20 protein-coding genes are annotated in these 20,825 nt (G+C 60.4%); 13 read left to right on the plus strand and 7 right to left on the minus strand.

Features of this window, described 5'->3' with window-relative positions; all coding sequences use genetic code 11:
- Nucleotides 1-232: 232 nt before the first annotated feature.
- Nucleotides 233-475, minus strand: a complete 243-nt coding sequence (locus LZU96_RS01440; RefSeq protein ID WP_233986425.1) for a DUF1158 domain-containing protein — start codon at nt 473-475, stop codon at nt 233-235.
- A 317-nt stretch (nt 476-792) separates the two neighbouring features.
- On the opposite strand from LZU96_RS01440, the gene mntP reads away from it, so the two are divergent.
- From mntP to LZU96_RS01490, 11 genes are all read left to right on the plus strand, one after another.
- Nucleotides 793-1,368, plus strand: a complete 576-nt coding sequence (gene mntP, locus LZU96_RS01445) for a manganese efflux pump MntP (RefSeq protein WP_233986434.1) — start codon at nt 793-795, stop codon at nt 1,366-1,368.
- Between the two features lie 119 nt (nt 1,369-1,487).
- A complete protein-coding gene (azuC, locus tag LZU96_RS23560) occupies nt 1,488-1,565 on the plus strand; it encodes a stress response protein AzuC (RefSeq protein ID WP_122983632.1) in 78 nt (25 codons plus the stop codon).
- Between the two features lie 251 nt (nt 1,566-1,816).
- The gene (dgcN, locus tag LZU96_RS01450; RefSeq protein ID WP_233986436.1) at nt 1,817-2,824 is read left to right on the plus strand and encodes an N-acetyltransferase DgcN; all 1,008 of its coding nucleotides are present in this window, start codon (nt 1,817-1,819) and stop codon (nt 2,822-2,824) included.
- 1 nt (nt 2,825) lies between these two features.
- Nucleotides 2,826-3,791 carry an N-acetyl-D-Glu racemase DgcA gene (gene dgcA / locus LZU96_RS01455; protein WP_233986443.1) on the plus strand — a complete coding sequence of 322 codons (966 nt, stop codon included), beginning with the start codon at nt 2,826-2,828 and terminating at the stop codon, nt 3,789-3,791.
- A gap of 16 nt (nt 3,792-3,807) precedes the next feature.
- A complete protein-coding gene (locus LZU96_RS01460) occupies nt 3,808-5,670 on the plus strand; it encodes an ABC transporter ATP-binding protein (protein WP_233986453.1) in 1,863 nt (620 codons plus the stop codon).
- 23 nt (nt 5,671-5,693) lie between these two features.
- Entirely contained in the window at nt 5,694-7,238 is a 1,545-nt protein-coding gene (locus LZU96_RS01465; RefSeq protein WP_233986455.1) for a glutathione ABC transporter substrate-binding protein, read from the plus strand.
- 92 nt (nt 7,239-7,330) lie between these two features.
- Nucleotides 7,331-8,251, plus strand: a complete 921-nt coding sequence (locus LZU96_RS01470; RefSeq protein WP_233986465.1) for an ABC transporter permease — start codon at nt 7,331-7,333, stop codon at nt 8,249-8,251.
- A 9-nt stretch (nt 8,252-8,260) separates the two neighbouring features.
- Nucleotides 8,261-9,142: an ABC transporter permease subunit gene (locus LZU96_RS01475; RefSeq protein WP_233986476.1), complete on the plus strand. Its 882-nt coding sequence runs from the start codon at nt 8,261-8,263 to the stop codon at nt 9,140-9,142.
- 2 nt (nt 9,143-9,144) lie between these two features.
- A complete protein-coding gene (locus tag LZU96_RS01480; protein WP_233988112.1) occupies nt 9,145-10,206 on the plus strand; it encodes a P1 family peptidase in 1,062 nt (353 codons plus the stop codon).
- Nucleotides 10,203-11,024, plus strand: coding sequence for a M55 family metallopeptidase (locus tag LZU96_RS01485; protein WP_233986478.1), 822 nt, complete (start codon nt 10,203-10,205; stop codon nt 11,022-11,024). Before LZU96_RS01480 ends, LZU96_RS01485 begins: the two co-directional genes overlap by 4 nt.
- Before the next feature lie 113 nt (nt 11,025-11,137).
- Complete coding sequence (locus LZU96_RS01490) at nt 11,138-11,974, plus strand: fumarylacetoacetate hydrolase family protein (RefSeq protein ID WP_233986479.1); 837 nt, start codon at nt 11,138-11,140, stop codon at nt 11,972-11,974.
- Nucleotides 11,975-11,994: 20 nt separating this feature from the next.
- Here the strand turns inward: LZU96_RS01490 and LZU96_RS01495 are convergent, their stop codons facing one another.
- The 6 genes from LZU96_RS01495 to LZU96_RS01520 are packed head-to-tail and all read right to left on the minus strand — an operon-like array spanning nt 11,995 to nt 18,593.
- The gene (locus tag LZU96_RS01495; RefSeq protein WP_233986481.1) at nt 11,995-13,518 is read right to left on the minus strand and encodes a serine hydrolase domain-containing protein; all 1,524 of its coding nucleotides are present in this window, start codon (nt 13,516-13,518) and stop codon (nt 11,995-11,997) included.
- On the minus strand, nt 13,515-14,255 hold the full coding sequence (locus LZU96_RS01500; protein ID WP_233986489.1) for an ABC transporter ATP-binding protein: 741 nt from the start codon (nt 14,253-14,255) through the stop codon (nt 13,515-13,517). The genes LZU96_RS01495 and LZU96_RS01500 overlap by 4 nt, the downstream gene beginning before the upstream one ends.
- Nucleotides 14,252-15,091: an ABC transporter ATP-binding protein gene (locus tag LZU96_RS01505; RefSeq protein WP_233986495.1), complete on the minus strand. Its 840-nt coding sequence runs from the start codon at nt 15,089-15,091 to the stop codon at nt 14,252-14,254. The genes LZU96_RS01500 and LZU96_RS01505 overlap by 4 nt, the downstream gene beginning before the upstream one ends.
- Nucleotides 15,092-15,991 (minus strand): ABC transporter permease, encoded by a 900-nt coding sequence (locus tag LZU96_RS01510; protein ID WP_233986503.1) that lies wholly within the window; start codon nt 15,989-15,991, stop codon nt 15,092-15,094.
- Nucleotides 15,988-16,998 (minus strand): ABC transporter permease, encoded by a 1,011-nt coding sequence (locus LZU96_RS01515; protein WP_233986512.1) that lies wholly within the window; start codon nt 16,996-16,998, stop codon nt 15,988-15,990. The genes LZU96_RS01510 and LZU96_RS01515 overlap by 4 nt, the downstream gene beginning before the upstream one ends.
- Complete coding sequence (locus tag LZU96_RS01520) at nt 16,998-18,593, minus strand: ABC transporter substrate-binding protein (RefSeq protein ID WP_233986520.1); 1,596 nt, start codon at nt 18,591-18,593, stop codon at nt 16,998-17,000. Before LZU96_RS01520 ends, LZU96_RS01515 begins: the two co-directional genes overlap by 1 nt.
- Nucleotides 18,594-18,784: 191 nt before the next feature.
- Between LZU96_RS01520 and LZU96_RS01525 the strand changes: the two genes are divergently transcribed.
- Together LZU96_RS01525 and LZU96_RS01530 are read left to right on the plus strand one after the other, a co-directional pair.
- Nucleotides 18,785-19,846 (plus strand): dipeptidase, encoded by a 1,062-nt coding sequence (locus LZU96_RS01525; protein WP_409520472.1) that lies wholly within the window; start codon nt 18,785-18,787, stop codon nt 19,844-19,846.
- Nucleotides 19,847-19,848: 2 nt separating this feature from the next.
- The gene (locus tag LZU96_RS01530) at nt 19,849-20,766 is read left to right on the plus strand and encodes a LysR family transcriptional regulator (RefSeq protein ID WP_233986539.1); all 918 of its coding nucleotides are present in this window, start codon (nt 19,849-19,851) and stop codon (nt 20,764-20,766) included.
- The last annotated feature ends 59 nt before the right edge of the window (nt 20,767-20,825 follow it).

The following is a 20,825-nucleotide window of genomic DNA, read 5'->3' on the forward strand; positions in this document are numbered from 1 at the left end:
TAACGAGGAGGAATTATTTAATTCACTGAATTTAAGGCAGTTATTGTTGGGTAAGGAATAGTCTAAAAGTTCATCAATCGCGGTTTCGGGCGCTCAGTGTAAAAATAATGTTACATTTTTGTGAGGATGAAATGCTCGGCAACCCTGTGCGTGGTCGTTAACGGCAAGCGGCAAAACCGCCAGGTCTGCAATAGACCATCGCCGTTCAGCCAGCTTACCCTGAGGGTCTGTCTCAGCTCCTGAACCAGCGACGCCAGACAAAGCGAATCACAAAAAACTCCACCGTACCCAGCAGTAAAAACCAGATGCAGAACACCACCGTGTAGAGCTGGCTCAGATCCTGTAAATGGAATGTCTGCAACAGATGTTGCGCCACCGCCAGGCTGAAGGCTGGCGCAGGCAGCAGCAGGGCAGAGAGAAACCCCAGCAATAAAATGCCGCCAGGCACGATCAAAGATTCAAACGGGTTATTCATAACGGGCATCCGGTAATAATAAGCCCGGCATTTTCCGGCAATCCGCGCCTGGGTTCAATCAGGGAATGCGGCGGGTCAGGCGAAACCTGCCCGCTATCACGCAGGAAAAGTGTCAGAAAATGCTTTGCCACCATCGACTTAGCGCGAAACATAGCGAATGATAAAAGTTATAGCCTTTGCTATACTTAAATCCATGATTTTACTGTCTTTTTATCTTTGCGGTTGCATGGTAGACTGCGCGCACTTTTTCATTACTGAACACTTTGTGTGGTGAATACAGCGTGAATTGCCGCTTTTTCGCCCCAGGTGAATAAATCATGACCTTTATTGCCACCTTAATTCTTGCACTGGGTATGTCGATGGACGCGTTTGCTGCTGCACTGGGCAAAGGTGCGACATTGCATCGTCCTGGTTTTAAAGAAGCGCTGCGCACCGGTCTGATTTTTGGCTCAATTGAAGCCTTAACGCCGCTGATTGGCTGGGCGCTGGGTCTGGCCGCCAGTCGTTACATCATGGCGTGGGACCACTGGGTTGCCTTTATTCTGCTGGCATTTTTAGGTGGCCGAATGATGATGGAAGGCTTCCGTCAGACTGCGGTAACCGAACCCTGTGAAGCGCCGCAGAGCCATGGCTTTATGGTGCTGGCCACCACCGCCGTCGCGACCAGCCTGGATGCGCTGGCGGTCGGCGTCGGCCTGGCATTTTTGCAGGTCAACATTATTACCACCGCTCTGACCATTGGCGCTGCCACCACCGTGATGGCGACGACCGGCGTGCTGGTGGGCCGCTTTATCGGTCCGGTACTGGGGAAATGGGCGGAAGTGCTGGGCGGTCTGGTATTGATTGCCGTCGGTTCCACCATTTTGCTGCAACACCTCGGCTACAGCGCCTGACGGGTTTTTGCGCATAAAAAGCGCAATTTTGTGATCTGGTTCAAATTTTATTGCTGATAAAACGCGCTGAAGTTATACTTTTACGGTATTTCTTCAACTAAATTTGAACCAGGTGACACATGAAACGCATTTTTAACTACGTGTTCCGCGCTTACGTCGAGACCTTCAAACACGTACCGCCGGGTGCCATGTACTAAACCGCACCCCGCAAGCAACCCTCGATAATCGCGGTCAGGGATCGACCGATGATTATCACTTTTTCTTCTGTTACGCCTCTCTCCCATCGCCGATTGGCCCGTTCTGACAGGCTCAGCACCGGCTGCCATAAGCCACCCGTCTGACTATACCCTCAGGTTATACCCCGGCACCAAACAAGCATTCGTCACGCTGTCATCTGCATGAAATATTCAGCTCAGGCCCTATCACCTGTCTGAAAAAGAGAAACATCATGCTGATCCCTCAACCCTATTTACTCTTTCTTGGTGACGTCACCGATCCGCTGGCGGCGAAAACGGCGCGCGGCATTCAGGTCTGGCGACCGGAACAGTGCGTTGGTGAAATGTCACTGCCGGGCTGTACCGTCAGCCTCGGGCTGGAGACGCTGGATATCGCCAGTGCCAAAGCGCGCGGCGCGAAAACGCTGGTGCTGGGTACCGCCAATGCTGGCGGCTATTTGCCGTCACACTGGCTGGAAACCGTGACCGGCGCGATCAAAGCGGGTCTGAATGTGGCCAGTGGCCTGCATCACCGTCTGGTCGATGAACCGGAACTGGTGGCGCTGGCGGCAGAACATGGCGTGTCGCTGTTCGACATCCGCCATATGCGGCCCGCGCTGACGGTCGGCAGCGGTAAAAAACGCAGCGGTAAACGGGTCCTGACGGTGGGAACTGACTGCTCCGTAGGGAAAATGTACACCTCACTGGCGCTGGAAGCGGCGATGCGCGATCGCGGCATGAAGGCGGATTTCCGCGCCACCGGCCAGACCGGGATTCTGGTAGCCGGTGAGGGCATTGCCATCGATGCGGTGATTGCTGACTTTATCGCCGGTGCCGCCGAAGCGCTCTCTCCGGCGAATGAAGAGGATCACTGGGATATCGTTGAAGGTCAGGGATCGCTGTTTCATCCCTCTTATGCTGGCGTCAGCATGGGGCTGATCCACGGGGCGCAACCGCACTGGCTGGTGATGTGTCATGAGATGGGGCGTCCGCATATGCGCCACCTGCCGCATCAGCCGATGGTCAGCCTGGCGGAGTGCGTAGAGGCCAATCTGCGGGCGGCCAGCGTCACCAGTGACGAGGTGAAGCTGGCCGGATTCGCCATCAATACTTCCGGTTACAGTGAACAGCAGGCGCGCGACTATTGCGCTGAGGTCAGCGCAGAATTTGGCGTGCCGGCCACCGATCCGGTGCGGTTTGGTATCGATGCTATCGCCGCGCGATTGCAGGAGCATGGCTGAGATGCGGCGTATGCAGATCGCGGTGGCTGAACTGCCGCTGGCGAAACCCTTCGCGATTTCACGCGGTACCCGCACGGCCGTCACGGTCATTCGCGTGACGCTGGAGCAGGACGGTTTTATCGGTCTTGGCGAGTGTACGCCTACGCCGCGCTACGGCGAAAGTATCGCCAGCGTCAGCGCGCAGCTGGCGGCGCTGCAGAACGAAATCGAAGCCGGACTGAGTCGTCCGGCTTTACAGACCCGACTGGCAGCGGGCGCGGCACGTAATGCGCTGGATTGTGCGCTGTGGCGGCTCGATGCGGCCCGCAACCGGGAAACGCTCTGGCAGCAAACCGGCAGCGAAAAGCCCGCTTCGGTGGTGACCGCAGAAACCCTGAGTCTGGACAGCCTTGACCGGATGGCGAGTGCCGCGGCGGAGGCCGTATCACGCGGTGCGCTGCTGCTGAAGATCAAACTCGACGCGCATCTGATTGTGGAAAAAGTCGCGGCCATTCGCGCGGCGGCTCCGCAGACAACGCTGATTATCGACGCCAACGAGGCCTGGCACGGCCTCGACCTGCCCGCGCTGTTCAGCGCTTTGCAGGCTTATGAGATCGCGATGATTGAGCAGCCGTTACCGGCGGGTCAGGATAGCGACTTACGGCATTTTCCCCATCCGATTCCCCTGTGCGCCGATGAAAGCTGCCATAGCGTGGCGGACATTGCCGCGCTGCGCGATCGCTACCAGATGATCAACATCAAACTCGATAAGTGCGGCGGGCTGACCGAAGCGCTGGCGATGGTCGCCGCTGCACGGCAGCAGCAAATGCGGCTGATGGTTGGCTGTATGCTCGGCTCGTCGCTGGCGATGGAGGCGGCGCTGCCGGTGGCGATCAGCGCCGAATATGTCGATCTCGACGGCCCAATCTGGCTGGCGGCAGACAGCTCGCCTTTTCTCTCCTATTCGCAAGGCCGTATCTGGCTTTAACGCACCCGGAGCAACGATGACGGACACTTCTTCTCTTCGCCCGACCGCCCCGACCGCCACGGCACCGGTGCTCGCCATTCAGGATCTTTGCGTCAGTTTCCGCGGACGCAGCGGCGTGCATCGGGCGCTGAATGGCGTGTCGTTTGAGATTCATCCCGGCGAAATCGTCGCGGTGGTGGGCGAAAGCGGGTCGGGAAAATCCGTCACCTCGCTGGCGATTATGGGGCTGTTAGCCGCCTCAGCACGCACCGAACGTGGAGCCATCCTGTTTCGCGATCGTCGCGGAAAACAGCACGATCTCAGCACCCTCAGCGAAGAACAGCGGCGAACGTTGCGTGGCCGCGAAATGGCGATGATTTTTCAGGAGCCGATGACCTCGCTGAATCCGGTATTGCGGGTCGGCGATCAGCTGACCGAAGCGCTGCGTGACCATCAGCTGTGTGATAAAGCGCAGGCGACGGCGCGAGCGCGAACCTTGCTGCAGCAGGTACGGATAGCCGATGTGGATCGGGTGATGAAAAGTTACCCGCACGCGTTGTCGGGCGGCATGCGGCAACGGGTGATGATCGCCCAGGCGCTGGCCTGCGATCCACAACTGCTGATTGCCGATGAGCCGACCACCGCGCTGGATGTCACCGTTCAGGCGCGCATCCTGCACATTCTGCGTGAGTTGCAGCAGCAGAAGCAGATGGCGGTGCTGTTTATCACCCATGATATGGGCGTAGTGGCCGAAGTCGCCGATCGGGTGGTGGTGATGTATCGGGGTAACGTGGTCGAACAGGGCGCGGTGGCGGATATTTTCAGCGCGCCACAGCATGACTACACCAAAGCCTTATTGGCTGCGGTGCCAAAGCTGGGGGATATGCGCGAACAGGCCTGGCCGCAGCGCTTCCCGCTGCTGGGCGCGGCCACCCCGGCTGCCGCCAGCCAGCAAACGGCGCGTTACGAGGATAAACCGCTGCTCGACGTGCGCGGCCTGACAGTCTGTTTCCCGGTCCGCAGCGGCATTTTTTCCGCCTTAACCCATCAGGTGCACGCGGTGGAGCAGATTGACTTCAGGCTGTGGCCGGGCGAAACGCTGGCGATTGTCGGGGAAAGCGGCTGCGGTAAATCGACCACCGGGCGGGCGCTGATGCGTCTGCTGGCCAGCGAGGCGGAAAGTATCTATTTTCAGGGCAATGAAATTACCACCCTGAAAGAGGCGCAGTTTCAGCCGCTGCGCCGTGAAATACAGATGGTGTTTCAGGACCCGTATGCCTCACTCAATCCCCGCCTGACCGTTGGATTTACCATCGCTGAACCGCTGCTGCTGCACGGTCTGGTCTCGTCGCTGCGCGAAGCCACGCCGCAGGTTGAGGCACTGCTGAAAAGTGTCGGCCTGGCCCCGGAACACGCACAGCGTTATCCCCATGAGTTTTCCGGCGGACAGCGTCAGCGTATCGCCATAGCCCGTGCCCTGGCGCTGCGGCCCAAAGTGATTATCGCCGATGAAGCCGTGTCAGCGCTGGATGTGTCGATACAGGCACAGGTGGTGAACCTGATGATGGATCTGCAACAGCAAACCGGCGTGGCGTGGATTTTCATCTCGCACGACATGGCCGTGGTGGAACGCATCGCCAACCGTGTGGCGGTGATGTACCTCGGACAGATCGTTGAGATTGGCCCGCGCCAGTCGCTGTTTAACCAGCCGCAACACCCTTATACCCAACGGCTGCTGGCCTCTGTGCCGGTTGCCGATCCGCTCAATCGTCCGGTCCGTCAGTTTGATGACGGTGAAATTCCCTCGCCGCTGCGCAGGGTGGGAGAGACGGTAGAGAAAAACCGTTACCGCCAGGTCGCGCCCGATCACTGGGTGGCCGAAACCCCTTTTGTGCGTTGATGCATCAATACCAGGAGACAACCATGAAGCCATTATTACGTCGCACGGCGCTTGCCACCGGATTACTACTCGCTCTGACCGCCGCCGCCGCGCAGGCAGAAGATTTACGCATTTCGATGTATGCCGATATTACCGGACTGGACCCGCACGATACCTCCGACAACATCAGCTATTCGGTGCAGAGTGGCATTTTCGAACGCCTGTTCCAGCTTGATGCTCAGATGAAGCTGACGCCCTGGCTGGCGACTGGCTATACCAGCAATGAGGACGCCACGCAGTTTACGCTGACGCTGCGGCAGGGCGTGACCTTCCAGGATGGCACACCCTTTAATGCGGAGGCGGTGAAAGCGAACCTGGATCGGCTGGCCGATCAGAGCAAGGGGCTGAAGCGCAATAGCCTCTATCGCATGATTAAGACCGTCACCGTACTGGCAGCAGATAAAGTGCAGATCGACCTTAACCAGTCATTTGGTGCCTTCATCAACACGCTGGCGCACCCGTCGGCGGTGATGTGGAGCCCGGCGATCCTCAGCCAGTATCCGCAGGAGGCGCAACTGCGGCTGCATCCGGTCGGTACCGGCCCGTTCCGGTTTGTGGCGTGGCAGCCGGGCAAAACCGTCACCCTGGCGAAATATGACAAATACTGGAAAACCGGCTGGCCGAAAGTCGACAAGGTGATTTTCTCACCGAGCCCGGAAGATGCGACCCGGGTGGCGGCGCTGAAATCGGGGCAGGTGGATGCGATCTATCCGCTGCCGTCTGATCTGATTGGGACGGTGCAGAGCGACGCGAAACTGGCGATCCAGCGCGATCCCAGCATTTACCTCTATTACATGGCGATCAATACCCAACACAAAGCGCTGGCTGACGTGCGGGTGCGCCAGGCGATTAACTACGCCATCGACCGCGCGCTGTGGCTGAAGGTCGGTTTCGCCGGAATGGGCACGCCCGCCCGTTCCGCCATGCCGGCCGGAGTGCAGTTCTATCAGGCGCAGAGTGAGCCGAACTACCGCTACGCGCCGGATGAAGCCAAAAAGCTGCTGCAGGCGGCAGGCTACGGGCAGGGGCTGGATCTCAAATTGTGGTGCACCAACGCCACGGCCAGCATCCGTGCCGCGCAGTTCCTCAAGGCGCAGCTGGCGACGGTCGGGATTCGCGTCACCGTCACGCCGATGGATTCCGGCACCCGCAACGCGAAGTTATGGGGCGTGAAAGACCCGAAACAGGCGGAGTTTGACCTCTATTACGGTGGCTGGTCGACCTCAACCGGCGATGCGGACTGGGCGTTGCGTCCGCTGTACGCCACCGAATCCTGGGTGCCGACCTCCTACAACGTCTCCTATTACAGCAACCCGGCGGTAGATAAAGCGATTGCCGGCGGGCTGGCCACGGCCGATCCGGCAAAACGCGCCGCCGCCTACGCAGAGGCGCAGAGGCTACTGTGGAAAGATGCGCCTGTCGCCTTCCTCGGCACGCCCGATAACGTCGTCGGCAAGCGCAAAGGGCTGAACGGCGTGTCGATGCTGCCGGACGGTAACCTGTTGTTTACGCAGGCCGCGTTTGAATAAGTGAGTGCGCAGCCGCCCGCCGGTGATGGGGTGATTGTCGCCGGGCGGGCAACCGTGCCTGACTGCTCTCTGAGCCAATCGAAAGGATCGCCATGTTCGCCTATATCCTCCGACGACTGCTGGAAATGATCCCGGTTCTGCTGGTGGTTTCATTACTGGTTTTTGGTTTTATTAAACTGCTGCCTGGCGACCCGGCCCGCATCTATGCCGGGCCGGATGCCCCGATCGAAGCGGTAGAGGCCGCCCGTCAGCATCTGGGCCTTAACGATCCGCTGCCGCAGCAGTACCTTCACTGGATCGCCGGCCTGTTGCGTGGCGACCTGGGCGTCACCTATCGCACCCAACAGCCAGTGACGGAGGTGATCCGGCAGGGCTTTATGCCTACGCTGTGGCTGGCGCTGGCGGGCTTCACCTGGTCCGTGCTGCTGGGCCTGATGCTCGGCGTTATCGCGGCGTTACGGCGTGGAAAGTGGCTCGACTGGGCGCTGATGAGTCTGGCAGTCGGCGGGATCTCGATGCCCGCCTTCTGGCTCGGGCTGCTGCTGATCCAGTTCGTCGCCATGCCGTTTGGCCTGTTTGCCGTCAGCGGCTTCAGTCAGCCATCCGATTTGATCCTGCCCGCCATTACGCTTGGCTCGTCGGTCGCCGCAGTGATGGCGCGTTTCACCCGGTCGGCGTTTCTTGAGGTCGCGCAGGAGGACTATGTCCGCACCGCCAGGGCAAAAGGGTTACGTCAGCGTCTGGTGACCTGGAAACATGTAATGCGGAATGCGTTGATCCCGGTGATCACCATGCTTGGCCTGCAGTTTGGATTTTTGCTGGGCGGATCGATCGTGGTGGAGAGCGTCTTTAACTGGCCCGGTCTGGGCTGGTTGTTGATCGAGTCGATCAAGTCTCAGGATCAGCCGGTGATCCAGGCGCTGGTGATGCTGTTCGTGTTCGAATTTATCGCCATTAATCTGCTGGTTGATCTGCTCTATGCAGTGGTCAATCCCGCGATTCGTCTGAAATAGGAGTCGCTGATGAGCGAAACCCTCTCTGTTGCGGTGCCGGAAACGATTCGTTCGCCGTGGCGCGATTTTCTGCACGCGCTGGTGCGTAACCCGCTGGCGCTGGTCTCTGGCGGATGTGTACTGCTGCTGCTGCTGGTGGCGCTGTTTGCGCCCTGGCTGGCCCCGTGGGACCCGATGGCGCCGGACTGGATGGCTCTGTCTTCGCCGCCTTCCGCTGCGCACTGGATGGGCACTGACGATCTGGGACGTGACGTGATGAGCCGGATTATCTACGGTGCGCGCATCTCGCTCTATGTCGGGGTGGTCTCGGTCACGCTCGGGATGCTGGTGGGGATCGTACTGGGTCTGCTGGCTGGCTACTATGGCCGCTGGGTCGATATGCTGATTATGCGCGGCTCCGATGTGCTGTTCGCCTTTCCCGGAATGCTGCTGGCGATTGCGGTGGTGGCGATTCTCGGGCCTGGCCTGAACAACGTTATTATTGCCGTCGCGGTGTTCAGCGTGCCGGTGTTTGCCCGCATCGTGCGTGCCTCGACGCTGTCGCTGAAGCAGGCCGCCTACGTTGAAGCGGTGCGCTGCGCCGGTGCGCCGGATCGGGTGATTCTGCTGCGCCACATTTTGCCCGGCACGCTGCCCAACGTTATTGTCTATTTCACCCTGCGCATCGGTACCAGCATTCTGACCGCCGCCGGGCTGAGTTTTATCGGCCTCGGACCGGAACCGGATGTGCCGGAGTGGGGCAACATTCTCGCCATGAGCCGCAGCATGATGATGGCGGGTGCCTGGCACGTCAGCGTCTTTCCTGGGCTGGCAATCTTTATCACCGTACTGGCGTTCAACCTGCTGGGCGATGCCCTGCGTGACACGCTGGACCCGAAACTCAAGAGCTGATGATGGATTTTCAACAGATGCAGCGTGATCTGCTGCTACAACGCTGGCGCAGCGAGCGTCAGCTCGGTCTGCCGCGCAGCACGCCGGGCGAACACAACCGGATCAGCGATGTGCCAGGCGTGCGCGTCGGTCATTTCACGCTGGATCAGGGCGAGCAACAGAGCGGGGTCACCGCCATCATGCCGCCGGGCGAGAATCTGTTTAGCCAGCCGTTACCCTGCGGTGCCGCGGTATTCAACGGTTTTGCCAAGCCGGTCGGGCTGGTGCAGCTAGAGGAGTTAGGCGTGCTGCAAACGCCGATTCTGCTCAGCAACACGCTGGCGGTCGGTACGCTGTTCACTGCGCTGGTGCGAGAAGCTATCGGGCGCAATCCTGAACTGGGCCGCAGTTTACCCACCGTCAATCCGCTGGCGCTGGAGTGTAACGACGGCTGGCTCAACGACATTCAGGCGCTGGCGATCACGGAAGCGATGGCGCAGCAGGCGATGGCGAGTGCCAGCGTGGCGTTTGCCCGTGGCAGCGTCGGTGCCGGTCGTGGCATGAGCTGTTTCAGCCTCAAAGGCGGAATCGGCACGGCTTCACGCCGCATTGAACCGCTTAACGCCACGCTCGGCGTGCTGGTGCTGGCTAACTTTGGCGCGCTGACGGCGCTGACGCTGGACGGCGTTCGCCTCGGCGAGATGATTGCGCCGCTGCTGCCCGAACTGGCGCCTCAGCGGGATGCCGGCTCAATCATTATCATCATGGCAACGGATGCGGCGCTGGATGCGCGTCAGCTGAAACGGGTGGCGCGTCGGGCCGGGGCCGGTTTAGGCCGTCTCGGCAGCTACTGGGGGCACGGCTCGGGCGATATTGCTGTCGCCTTCTCAACCCAGCCATCACCCCAGCCGCCTGACGATGCGCGGCTGGAGCCGCTGCTGGCGGCGGCGGCGGATGCCACCGAACAGGCAGTGCTGGATGCCTTACTGAGCGCCACCGCGGTGACCGGCTTTCGCGGTCATCATCGTCCGGCGCTGTCTGAGGTGCTGGATCAGCTGGTTTCACACGGAGAACCGAAGCGATGAGAGTTTTTATTTCTGCCGATATTGAGGGAATTGCCGGCGTGATGCGCCCGGAGCAGTGCGCGCCAGGCCACGCCGAGCATCAGCTGGCACGTAGCCTGATGGAGCAGGAGGTGAATGCCGCTATCGACGGTGCCTTTGCCGCTGGCGCGACAGAGGTAGTGGTAGCGGACAGCCACGCGCAGATGACGAATCTGCGGGCAGAGCAGATCGACAGCCGCGCCCGGCTGGTACAGGGTAAACCGCGTGGCCTGTCGATGGTGGAAGGTCTGCAACAGCAGCGCTTTGACGGCATGATGTTTATTGGTTTTCACAGCGCGGCCGGGGAATCTGGCGTGCTGGCACACACCATCAACGGGCGGGCATTCTGGCGTATCGAGGTCAACGGTCGGGTGATGGGCGAGAGCGATCTCTATGCCGCCGTTGGCGCAGAGTCCGGGACGCCGTTGTGGCTGGTGAGCGGCGATGATTGTCTGCAACGCTGGATCGGCGAGCACTATCCTGCGGTTGACTATGTGGCGGTAAAACGGGCGATTTCGCACACCAGCGCCGAATCACTCAGCCCGCAGGCGGCGCAGCAGGCAATCCGCACGGCGGCTGAACAGGCGGTGCGTCGCGCCCACCGCCAGCCGGTCTCGTTACTGAGCGCGCCTTATCAGCTGCGGCTGCAGGCCAGTAAACCGGTGCTGGCCGATCTCTTCAGCCTGATCCCCGGCGTGACGCGACTCGACGCGGTCACGGTAGGGTATCAGGCGGACGCGATGGCCACGCTGATTTCCCTGCTCAGTGCTTTTTCCTACCTTGCCAGCACGCAGAATTAAGCTGCGGAGATCCGATGAGCAGAACTCTGTACGATTTTCCGCGCGACATTTGTTACCCTGCGCGCCTCTTTGCTCAGTAAATTCTGAAAAAACGCCATTACAACGAGGCAGCAATGCAGCTTTGCAGTTTTTCTCTTCCAGACCAGGATAAAAAAAGTTTCGGTATCGTGCTGGAGCACGGCGTGATCGATCTGGGGATGCGGTTCGGTGCCGCCTGCCCCGATCTCAAAACCTTTCTGACCCGTTCATCGCTGGCCGATCTTGCGGCGTTCCGCACCATGCCGGTCGATTATCCGTTCAGCGCGATCCGTTTTCTGCCGGTGATTGAGAATCCGGGCAAGGTGTTTTGCGTCGGGATGAACTACGCCGATAAACGGAAGGAGTTCGCCGAAACCCTGGATGCGCCAACGCTGTTTGTGCGCTTCGCCGACTCGCTCACCGGACACGATCGGCCGCTGCAAAAACCGGTTACCACGCAGGAGTTCGACTTTGAAGGCGAGCTGGCGGTGATCATCGGCAAGGCGGCACATCAGGTCAGCGCCGCCGATGCGCTGGCGGTGGTGGCGGGTTACAGCTGCTTTATGGACGCAACCGTGCGCGACATGCAGTTTACCTGGTTTACGGCCGGCAAAAACTGGCCGCAGACCGGCGGATTCGGCCCCTGGATGACCACCGCAGATGCGATCCCCGATCCCCAGCAGCTGGCGATCAAAACCTGGCTAAACGGGCGGGAAGTGCAGAACGATACCACCGGCAGCATGGTGCATCCGGTGGCAAAAATTATTGAATATATCTCGGCCTTCAGCCCGCTGTCGCCGGGCGATGTGATTATCACCGGTTCGCCGGGCGGCGTCGGTAAGAAACGCACGCCGCCGCTGTTTATGTTCTCCGGCGACGTGGTCGAAGTAGAAATTGAGCAGATCGGCCGCCTGCGTAATACCATCGCCTGACGGCGACAGCGGCCGCCGGTTTACACCGGTGAGCGCTGAAACGTCACCACCCGGCTCCGGCTTAGCTGGAGCCGGATGCGGTCACCGTCTCGCTGAATCACAAAGCGTTTCTGCCACGGACCCTCTTTGCCGCTGGCGAGTACCCGATCCTCTCCCAGCGACTGCAGCGTGGCCGTCTGGGCTGCCGGGCCAATGCCCATTGTCAGACGATCGCCGGTCACCTGCAGTTCTGCCTGCTGGGCTGGCGCATACCAGCGGCCCTGCAGCGCGGTGATGTCAGCCTCATCCGGCTGCACCGGCAGAAAGTGACGGGCGACGTGGCCCACCTCACCGACAATCGCCGCGCCCTGCTGGCGCAACCGCAGCGGAAAGGTGCTGGAGAGTGAAACCGCCTCGCCGTGCAGCGCGTCGCGTCGCAGGGTATCGCTCGCGCCGAGCCAGGTTGCGGTGCCGCCAGCAATCTCCAGCCAGTCCGCGTGCGGGGCCGCCGCTACATAGAGACCCGGCAGCAGATCGTGCCCCTTTGGCGGTAAATCACGATCGAGCAGAGCGGCCATCACCTGCAGGGCACTTTCTGAGGTCACCGCATCTTCGCGATTGGCCACCAGCGCCACCCCGAGCCGCCGCTCAGGGTGCAGCAGAAAATAGCTTTTATAGCCGGCGTGGGAACCGCCGTGACCAAACAACGTCTGGCTGCCGATCCGGCTGCTGGTCAGCCCCAGGCCATAGCCGCTGATGCGCCCATCACTCAGCGGGCGGGGTGCGCTGAGACGTTGCAGCACGCCTGCGCCTGGTCCGCTGTCGGCCAGCAGGGATTGCAGCCAGCGCGTCAGATGACGCAGGCTGCCCGCTACGCTGCCGGAAGCGGAAAGATGCAGCCCGGCACTGGCCAGCAGCCAGCGCTGACCATCATGCCAGTAGCCCGGTACCAGCCCCGGCACCACGTCAAACCAGCTGTCGGCGGCGGTCAGCTCAATGCCGAGCGGATCGCAGATATATTGCTGCAACAGCGCATCAAAACTGACGCCTCTGGCATTCAGCGCCGCCTCCACCAGCCGGTAACCGGTATTGGTGTAAGAGATCTCACTGCCGGGCGGATAGTTCAGCGCGCCCTCGCTGGCAATGTAGCGCAGCAGCGCGTCAGGCTGGGTCGCGTTATAGAGTGACAAGCCCAGCAGCGACAGACTCTCACGGGTATCGGGCAGGCCGCTGCTCATATCCAGTGCCTGACCGACGGTAACCTGACCGTTGGCGCCCTGTAACTGTGGCAGGTGATCGACCAGCTTATCCTCAAGCGACAGATAATGGCGGCCCGGTCCGGTCACCAGCGCACAGAACAGATGCTTGGTGACCGAGGCGATGCGCACCACACTATCCAGAGTGAAGGGGGTTTGCTGGGCCAGATCGGCCAGTCCGGCGCAGTGCGCGCTCTGTATCTGCTGAGCATCAAACAGCACGATGGCACCGCCAGGCGCGCCGGGCTGCTGCCAGCTTTGGCTAATCTGTTGGGCAACATCTGCTGCGCGTTGCCAGTGGGCTGTCATGCCGGCTCCTCAAGCGTCATGCTGAGATCAAAAAGCTGGGCGGTGTGCGGATGCTGAATACGCCGGGCGCGCAGGTCATCGGCGCTTAACTGCTCGACCATTTTGCCGTGCTGCATCACGCCAATGCGCTGACACAGATGCGCCACCACCGCCAGATTGTGTGTCACCATAATGTAGGTCAGTTTGCGTTCAGTTCGCAAGTCACTGAGCAAATTAAGAATTTCCGCCTGCACCGACACATCCAGCGCGGAGGTCGGCTCATCCAGCAGCAGCACTTCCGGCTCGGCAATCAGCGCCCGGGCGATGGCGACGCGCTGGCGCTGTCCGCCTGACAGCTGATGCGGATAACGAAAACGCAGCGCGGCGGGCAATCCCACTTCATTCAGCGCCTGACTGATACGCTGCTCAGCGCGATCGATACGGTGCACCAGCAGCGGCTCATGCAGGATGCGGTCAATGGTCTGACGCGGATGCAGCGATCCGTAAGGGTCCTGAAACACCATCTGCACCTGACGATAAAAGTTCCGGCCACGGCGCGCGTCCAGCGCCAGTCCGCCGAAGGTCATGCGGCCGCGCCAGGCGTGATTCAGTCCGGCCAGCGCGCGCAGAATGGTCGATTTCCCCGAGCCGCTTTCGCCCACCAGCCCGAAACTTTCACCGTTAGCCACCTGAAAAGTGACGCCTTTCACGACATCCTGCCCGGCAAAGGCGATGCGTAAATCAGCGATCTCTATCATTGCGTCTCCTCACCGCGCCAGGCGGCATCACGCTGTAAAACCGGTAAACGCGCACGCGGATGGCGCAGGGAAGGCAGGCAGGCCAGCAGGCCCTGGGTGTAGGGATGGCGCGCCTGGTGCAGCTCGCCGGCATTCAGCAGTTCGACAATCCGGCCGGCATACATCACCGCCACCCGGTCGCAGAAATGCGATACCAGCGGCAGGTCGTGACTGATCAGAATCAGCCCCATACCGCGGGCGGAGACCAGTTCATCAATCAGTTTGAGGATCTCCGCCTGCACCGTGGCATCGAGCGCGCTAGTGGGTTCATCGGCAATCAGTAACTCGGGATCGGGTGCCAGCATCATCGCAATCATCACCCGCTGGCCCATGCCGCCGGAGACTTCATGCGGATAGCGTTTTGCGACGGCCGCCGCATCATGAATCTTCACCTGTTCAAGCAGGCCGATGGCCGCCAGCATGGCGGCTTTACGGCTGCCGCCCTTGTGTTCCCGCCAGGCTTCAGCGATCTGCTGACCAATGGTCATCACCGGATTAAGAGAATATTTAGGGTCCTGCAGAATAAATCCGACGCGCTTACCGCGAAGGGTGCGCATCACGCTTTCACTGGCGCCGCGCAGGTCAATGCCGTCAAAGCGCAGCACATCCGCGCTCACCTCAGCCTGGCCCGGTAACAGCTGCATCAGGCTGCGTGCCGTGAGTGATTTACCCGAACCGCTTTCGCCGACGATGGCAAACTTCTCTTTGCCGACGCAGAAGCTGACGCCGCGCACCGCCTCCACGGTTTCGCTGCGGCTACGAAAGGCTACACGCAGATTTTCAATTTCGACCAGCATTTACCGCTCCTTCGGGTCAAGGACGTCGCGCAGACCGTCACCAAGAAAATTAAACGCCAGTGAGGTCAGAAAGATGGCGAGGCAGGGCATCAGCGGCACCCACCATTCACTGAACAGAAAGCGGCGCGCGGTGGCGATCATCGTGCCCCATTCCGGCGAAGGCGGCTGGGCGCCCATGCCGAGAAAGCCCAGGCTGGCTGCGGTGATAATAATGGAGCTCATATCCAGCGTGACGCGCACAATCAGGCTGGGCACGCACAGCGGCATAATGTGACGCAGAATAATCCGCAGCGGCGACGCACCGGTGATCCGGCTGGCGGCGATGAAATCGCTGTGGCGAAACTGCAACGTTTCGGCGCGGGCCAGCCGGGCATAGGGCGGCCAGGCGGTCAGGGCGATCGCCAGAATGGCGCTTTCGACGCCTGGCTTCAGCGCCGCGACAAACGCCAGCGCCAGAATCAGACGCGGAAACGCCAGAAAGATGTCGGTGATGCGCATCAGCGCTTTGTCGATCACGCCGCCGCAGTAACCGGCAATGCAGCCAATCAGCAGACCCAGCGGGGCGGTCAGCAGCACCACCGCAATCACCATTCCCAGCGTGGTGCGTCCGCCATAAATAATGCGGGTCCAGACATCACGCCCCAGTTCATCGGTACCCAGCCAGTGCAGCGCTGACGGGGCAGCCAGACGGTTTTCCAGATGCTGCGTACCCGGTTCAAAGCCGCTCAGCAACGGCGCGAACAGCGCCAGCATCAGCATCAGCAGGATCACCACCAGGCCAGCGACGGCCAGCGGATTGCTGCGCAGGGTAAGCCACAGGCGATAGCGGCGGCCCCAGACCGCCTGACGACGGTTACCGGGGCTATCAGCCAGCAGCCAGCTACGGGAGAAAAAAGTCATTTTACGCGAGGGTCCCAAAGTCGATAGAGCAGGTCAGCCAGTTGATTCAGCAGCACGTAGACCGCGCCGACCAGCAGCGTGGCGCCGACCACCGGATTCATGTCGGCATTCATCAGTGAGGTGGTGAGATACTGGCCCAGGCCTGGCCATGAGAAGACATTTTCAGTGACAACCGCACCTTCCAGCAGCCCGGCGTAGGTCAGCGCCAGCACCGTCACCAGCTGCACCGCCACCGTGGGAAAGGCGTGCCGCCAGATCACGCGTCGGGAAGATAATCCCTTGGCGCGAGCGGTAATGACAAATTCACCGCTCAGCGCATTGAGCATGAAGGTGCGGGTCATCCGGGTGATGTACGCCATGCTGAAATAAGCGAGGATCAGCACCGGCTGGGCCATGTGCGCCAGCGCATCCCAAAAGGCGTCATACTCGCCCGCCAGCAGGGAGTCGACGGTGAGAAAGCCGGTGACCTGCGGCACCATATCCTGCCAGATAATGTCCTGCCGTCCCGGTCCCGGCGCGATGCCCAGCACCGCATAAAACAGCAGCAGGCTCAGCAGCGCGAGCACGAACACCGGTAAGGAGTGACCGGCAAGGCAGATCACGCGGATAGTCTGATCAATCCAGCTGTGCTGGCGGACGGCGGCCCAGACCCCGAGGGGAATACCGATCAGCGCCGCAATAATAATGGCGGCGGTAGCCAGCTCCATGGTGGCCGGAAAAAAGCGCGCAATGTCGCTGATCACCGGATTGGAGGTGAGTATCGAGCGCCCTAAATCGCCGTGCAGCAGCTGATTGAGGTAGTGACCAAACTGAACGTAGAGCGGCTGATCCAGCCCCATTTCCGTCCGGACCCGTTCCACCACCGCCTGCGGCGCATTATCACCGACCGCGGCCAGCACCGGATCGGTGGGCATCACCCGGCCAATAAAAAAGGTCAGCACTGACAGACCAAACAGCGTCAGTATCAGGCTGCCCAGCGCACTGACGCTCTGTTTTAATACCGGCATCAGGCTTTTTTCACCTGCTGATAAGGCCACTGCTCCAGCACGCTAAGATGCACATCCGAGACGTTTTGGGTGCAGGCCACGGTCTGAACCTGCTGCATCATAAAAATAAACGGACTTTTTTCCCGGCCGAGCTGCTGGATCTGCTGATAGAGCGCAATCCGCTTCGCGGCATCGCTTTCATGCAGCGCCTGTTGCGTCAGCTGGTTAAACTGATCGTCAGACCAGCCGCAGCGCCAGGCCAGCGTGCGGTTACGCGCAGTGGTGCTGTTGTCGGTGTTGACGCAGAACGCTTCGGTATTGGAGTTGGGATCGAAGTAGTCCGCGCCCCATGAGGTCATTGCCAGCTGATGCTGACGGGCGCGCATTTTGGTCAGCACCTGCCGATTTTCAGAGGCGATCAGCGACACCTTAATGCCAATCGCGGCCAGCTGGGTCTGCACCGCCTGGGCAATATCCGGGTAAGGCTGCATCGAGTAGTGATCGAGCGTGATCTCAAAGCCCTGCGGATAACCCGCTTCCGCCAGCAACGCTTTGGCTTTGCTGACATCCTGATGAAACGGCGTGTCGTCGAGCGCGGCAGGGAATCCCTGCGGCAAAAAGCTCTGATGCACTGAGTAAGTCAGCGCCAGAATATTCTTCTGGATACTCTCATAGTCCAGCGCCCACTTGATCGCCTGCCAGACCTGCGGTTTCGCCAGTTCGGGATGCGTGGTGTTGCAGGAGATCAGCATAATCGCCGACAGCGGCTGCCTGACCAGCGCCACGCTGGCATCCTGGGTCAGCGGTTTAAGCTGTTCGGTGGTGAGATCGTAAGCCACATCGACATCGCCTTTTTTCAGCATCAGCGCCTGCGCCGCCGGGTCGGCAATATGTTTCAGGATCACCCGCTTAATGGTGCTCTGGCTGGCATCGTGGGGATTGCGTTCGAGGATGACGCTTTCGCTGGCTTTCCAGCCGCGCAGGGTAAAAGCCCCTGAACCGGCGCTGTGCTGTTTCAGCCAGCCGTTACCGAGGTCGTCTTGCTGCTGATTCGCCAGACAGGCTTTTTTCGACACAATGCTGCCGACGGTGGCAGAGAGGCAATAGAGCAGAAAAGTCTCTGAGGCTGGCGTCTCCAGCGTCATCTCCAGCGTATGCGCATCTTTGGCAATCACCCGCTGATCGACATTCTCTTTGGTAAAACCGAACTGATTGATAATAAACGCCGGACTCTTATCCAGTTTAACGATGCGTTGCAGCGAAAACGCCGCATCTTCAGCGGTCAGGGCTGAGCCATCGGCAAAGGTCGCGGCCGGGTCAAGGAAGAAGGTAAAGACGCGGCTGTCGCTGCTGACCTGCCAGCTTTTCGCCAGCTGGCCGATCACTTTATCAGCCTGTTTCGGGTCAGCCATCACCAGCCGTTGATAGAGGTTGCCGCAGATCTGCCCGCCGGTCGCTTCGAAACTCTCATGCGGGTCGAGGCTGGTGATATTGTCCAGCTGCATCGCCATCACCAGCATACCCGCGGGCGCGGCGGCGAAAGCAGAATTCTGGCTCAGCCAGCACACCACGGGAACGGCACTGCATCCTGCAAGAAAACGTCTTCTGGTGACCATGCTATCTCCAAGTTATTGATTATAAATGCAAATTATGAAATTCCCGCTGCGTTATTGTCTTGACATCCCGCCGCGAGCAGAGGATTAATAGAGGACTCTCGCGGTTTCAGCGGCGCTGAAATTGCCTCTTTATGGTGCGGTCGCCCTGCCGGCTGGCAGCACTTGCGTCATCTCTGTCATTAACGGAATGGATGAATATGTCTGAGACACACTCTGCTGCAATCCCGGTATTTGATGGTCATAACGACGTGTTAAGCCGCTTATGGCAGCACCATCAGGCGGACCCGATCGGCGCCTTTTTTCAGGGAACCGCCAGCGGCCAGCTCGATTTTCCGCGTATCCGCCGCGGAAAAATGGCGGGCGGCATCTTTGCCGTCTGGGTGCCTTCCCATCCGGTTGTTGCAAGAAGTGAGCCAGATGCGATTCATTTTCCTCAGGAAATGATCCAGGCTGCCCGTGACGCCACCTTTTCGATGCTGGCCTTACTGTTACGCATTGAAGCCGCGTCTGGCGGTCAGGTGAAAATCTGCCGGTCGGCCGCCGAAATTCGTCACTGCATGGCGCACAACGTGCTGGCGGTGGTGATGCACATTGAAGGCGCGGAAGCGCTGGACACCCAGGGAGAGCTGCTGGATATCCTCTACGCCAGCGGTCTGCGCTCGCTGGGGCCGCTGTGGAGCCGGAACAATCAGTTCGGCTATGGCGTTCCGTTCCGCTTTCCCTCTTCACCGGACCTTGGTGACGGTCTGACGGCCGCCGGTGAACAGCTGGTGCGTGACTGCAATCGCCGCCGCATCCTGGTCGATCTGTCGCACATGGATGAGAAAGGCTTCTGGCAGGCCGCCGCCCTCAGCGATGCGCCGCTGGTGGCCAGCCACTCCAACGCCCATGCGCTCAGCGCACAGTCGCGTAACCTCACCGATCGTCAGCTGGCAGCGATTGCGGAGAGCGGCGGCTTTGTCGGCGTGAACTTTGCCGTCCCTTTTCTGCGTGAAGATGGCGATCGTGATGCGCCAACCGGCGTTGACCAGATAGTGCGGCATGTGGAATACCTGCTGGAGAAAGTGGGCGAGGATGGCGTGGGGTTTGGCTCCGATCTTGATGGGGCCACCATGCCGGGCGATTTACAGGATGTGGCCGGTTTTCCGCATCTGGTCAGCGCGCTGGCACAGCGAGGCTATTCAGAGGCGCTGCTGAATAAAATCTGTTACGGCAACTGGTTACGCGTCCTCGACGCCACCTGGGGCGGCTGACAATGCGGCTGCGCCACATTGAAGTGTTCCAGGCAATTGTCCAGACCGGCACCATCAGTGGCGCGGCGCGGCTGCTTAACGTCTCGCAGCCCAATGTCAGCCGGGTGCTGAATCACGCCGAGCAGCAACTCGGGTTTGCGCTGTTTGAGCGGCGCGCGCAGGGAATGGTGATGACCGAAGAGGGCCGTCGCCTGCTGCCGGAAGTCGATGAGCTGTACCAGCGGCTGCAGGCGATCACCCAGCTGGCGGAACAGCTGCGGCGCGGTGAAGGACAACGGGTGAGAGTTGGCGCAGCCCACGCCTTTGGTCAGAGCGTGCTGGCACCGGCGCTGGTGGCGTTTCGTCAGCAGGCCGCTTTCGTCAACGTCGAACTGGTCACCGAACACTTCAGCACGCTGTGTGGCGCGCTGCTTGATAACCAGCTCGATTTCGCGCTGGTGTTTGGTCAGCAGGTCGATGCCGATCTGCTGGCTGAGCCGCTGTTTCAGTCCTCAATGGTGGCGCTGCTGCCGCGCAACACCACACAGCGCGGGCCGGTCACGCTGGAGTGGCTGTGCCACAATAATCTGCTGATGATGCAGCAGCAGGACCCGCTGGGCCGGGTGCTGCACCGGGCGCTGCGCGATCGCCAGCTGCATTCGGCCCACTCGCTGTCGATCAAAACCTACTCCGTGATTGCCGATATGGTGCTGGCGGGCGGTGGCGTGGGTGTGGTCGATCTCTTCACCGCCTGCCGCTATGCCGATCAGCTGACGCTGCTGCCGGTGGCCCAGCCGCTGCCGTTTGAGGTGATGCTGATCAGCCGCCGTGACCAGCCACAATCGCAATCCACGCTGCATCTCAAGCAGGTGATCCGCACCCAGCTGTGGGCGATTGCCCGTCAGTGCGAAGCGCAATTTGTCACGCCGTTAACCGGATAACCCGCCTGCTGCCTGATCCCGTCCTACACTGAGTTATCCCCCCGAAACAGGAGCAGCGG

The organism is Pantoea agglomerans (genome assembly GCF_021397715.1).
Classification (GTDB): domain Bacteria; phylum Pseudomonadota; class Gammaproteobacteria; order Enterobacterales; family Enterobacteriaceae; genus Pantoea; species Pantoea astica.

Bases quoted from the DNA above. Each gene is read 5' to 3' on its own strand.
- LZU96_RS01440 (WP_233986425.1), bottom strand. From the start codon at position 475: ATGAATAACCCGTTTGAATCTTTGATCGTGCCTGGCGGCATTTTATTG.
- mntP (WP_233986434.1), top strand. From the start codon at position 793: ATGACCTTTATTGCCACCTTAATTCTTGCACTGGGTATGTCGATGGAC.
- azuC (WP_122983632.1), top strand. From the start codon at position 1,488: ATGAAACGCATTTTTAACTACGTGTTCCGCGCTTACGTCGAGACCTTC.
- dgcN (WP_233986436.1), top strand. From the start codon at position 1,817: ATGCTGATCCCTCAACCCTATTTACTCTTTCTTGGTGACGTCACCGAT.
- dgcA (WP_233986443.1), top strand. From the start codon at position 2,826: ATGCGGCGTATGCAGATCGCGGTGGCTGAACTGCCGCTGGCGAAACCC.
- LZU96_RS01460 (WP_233986453.1), top strand. From the start codon at position 3,808: ATGACGGACACTTCTTCTCTTCGCCCGACCGCCCCGACCGCCACGGCA.
- LZU96_RS01465 (WP_233986455.1), top strand. From the start codon at position 5,694: ATGAAGCCATTATTACGTCGCACGGCGCTTGCCACCGGATTACTACTC.
- LZU96_RS01470 (WP_233986465.1), top strand. From the start codon at position 7,331: ATGTTCGCCTATATCCTCCGACGACTGCTGGAAATGATCCCGGTTCTG.
- LZU96_RS01475 (WP_233986476.1), top strand. From the start codon at position 8,261: ATGAGCGAAACCCTCTCTGTTGCGGTGCCGGAAACGATTCGTTCGCCG.
- LZU96_RS01480 (WP_233988112.1), top strand. From the start codon at position 9,145: ATGGATTTTCAACAGATGCAGCGTGATCTGCTGCTACAACGCTGGCGC.
- LZU96_RS01485 (WP_233986478.1), top strand. From the start codon at position 10,203: ATGAGAGTTTTTATTTCTGCCGATATTGAGGGAATTGCCGGCGTGATG.
- LZU96_RS01490 (WP_233986479.1), top strand. From the start codon at position 11,138: ATGCAGCTTTGCAGTTTTTCTCTTCCAGACCAGGATAAAAAAAGTTTC.
- LZU96_RS01495 (WP_233986481.1), bottom strand. From the start codon at position 13,518: ATGACAGCCCACTGGCAACGCGCAGCAGATGTTGCCCAACAGATTAGC.
- LZU96_RS01500 (WP_233986489.1), bottom strand. From the start codon at position 14,255: ATGATAGAGATCGCTGATTTACGCATCGCCTTTGCCGGGCAGGATGTC.
- LZU96_RS01505 (WP_233986495.1), bottom strand. From the start codon at position 15,091: ATGCTGGTCGAAATTGAAAATCTGCGTGTAGCCTTTCGTAGCCGCAGC.
- LZU96_RS01510 (WP_233986503.1), bottom strand. From the start codon at position 15,991: ATGACTTTTTTCTCCCGTAGCTGGCTGCTGGCTGATAGCCCCGGTAAC.
- LZU96_RS01515 (WP_233986512.1), bottom strand. From the start codon at position 16,998: ATGCCGGTATTAAAACAGAGCGTCAGTGCGCTGGGCAGCCTGATACTG.
- LZU96_RS01520 (WP_233986520.1), bottom strand. From the start codon at position 18,593: ATGGTCACCAGAAGACGTTTTCTTGCAGGATGCAGTGCCGTTCCCGTG.
- LZU96_RS01525 (WP_409520472.1), top strand. From the start codon at position 18,785: ATGAATATGTCTGAGACACACTCTGCTGCAATCCCGGTATTTGATGGT.
- LZU96_RS01530 (WP_233986539.1), top strand. From the start codon at position 19,849: ATGCGGCTGCGCCACATTGAAGTGTTCCAGGCAATTGTCCAGACCGGC.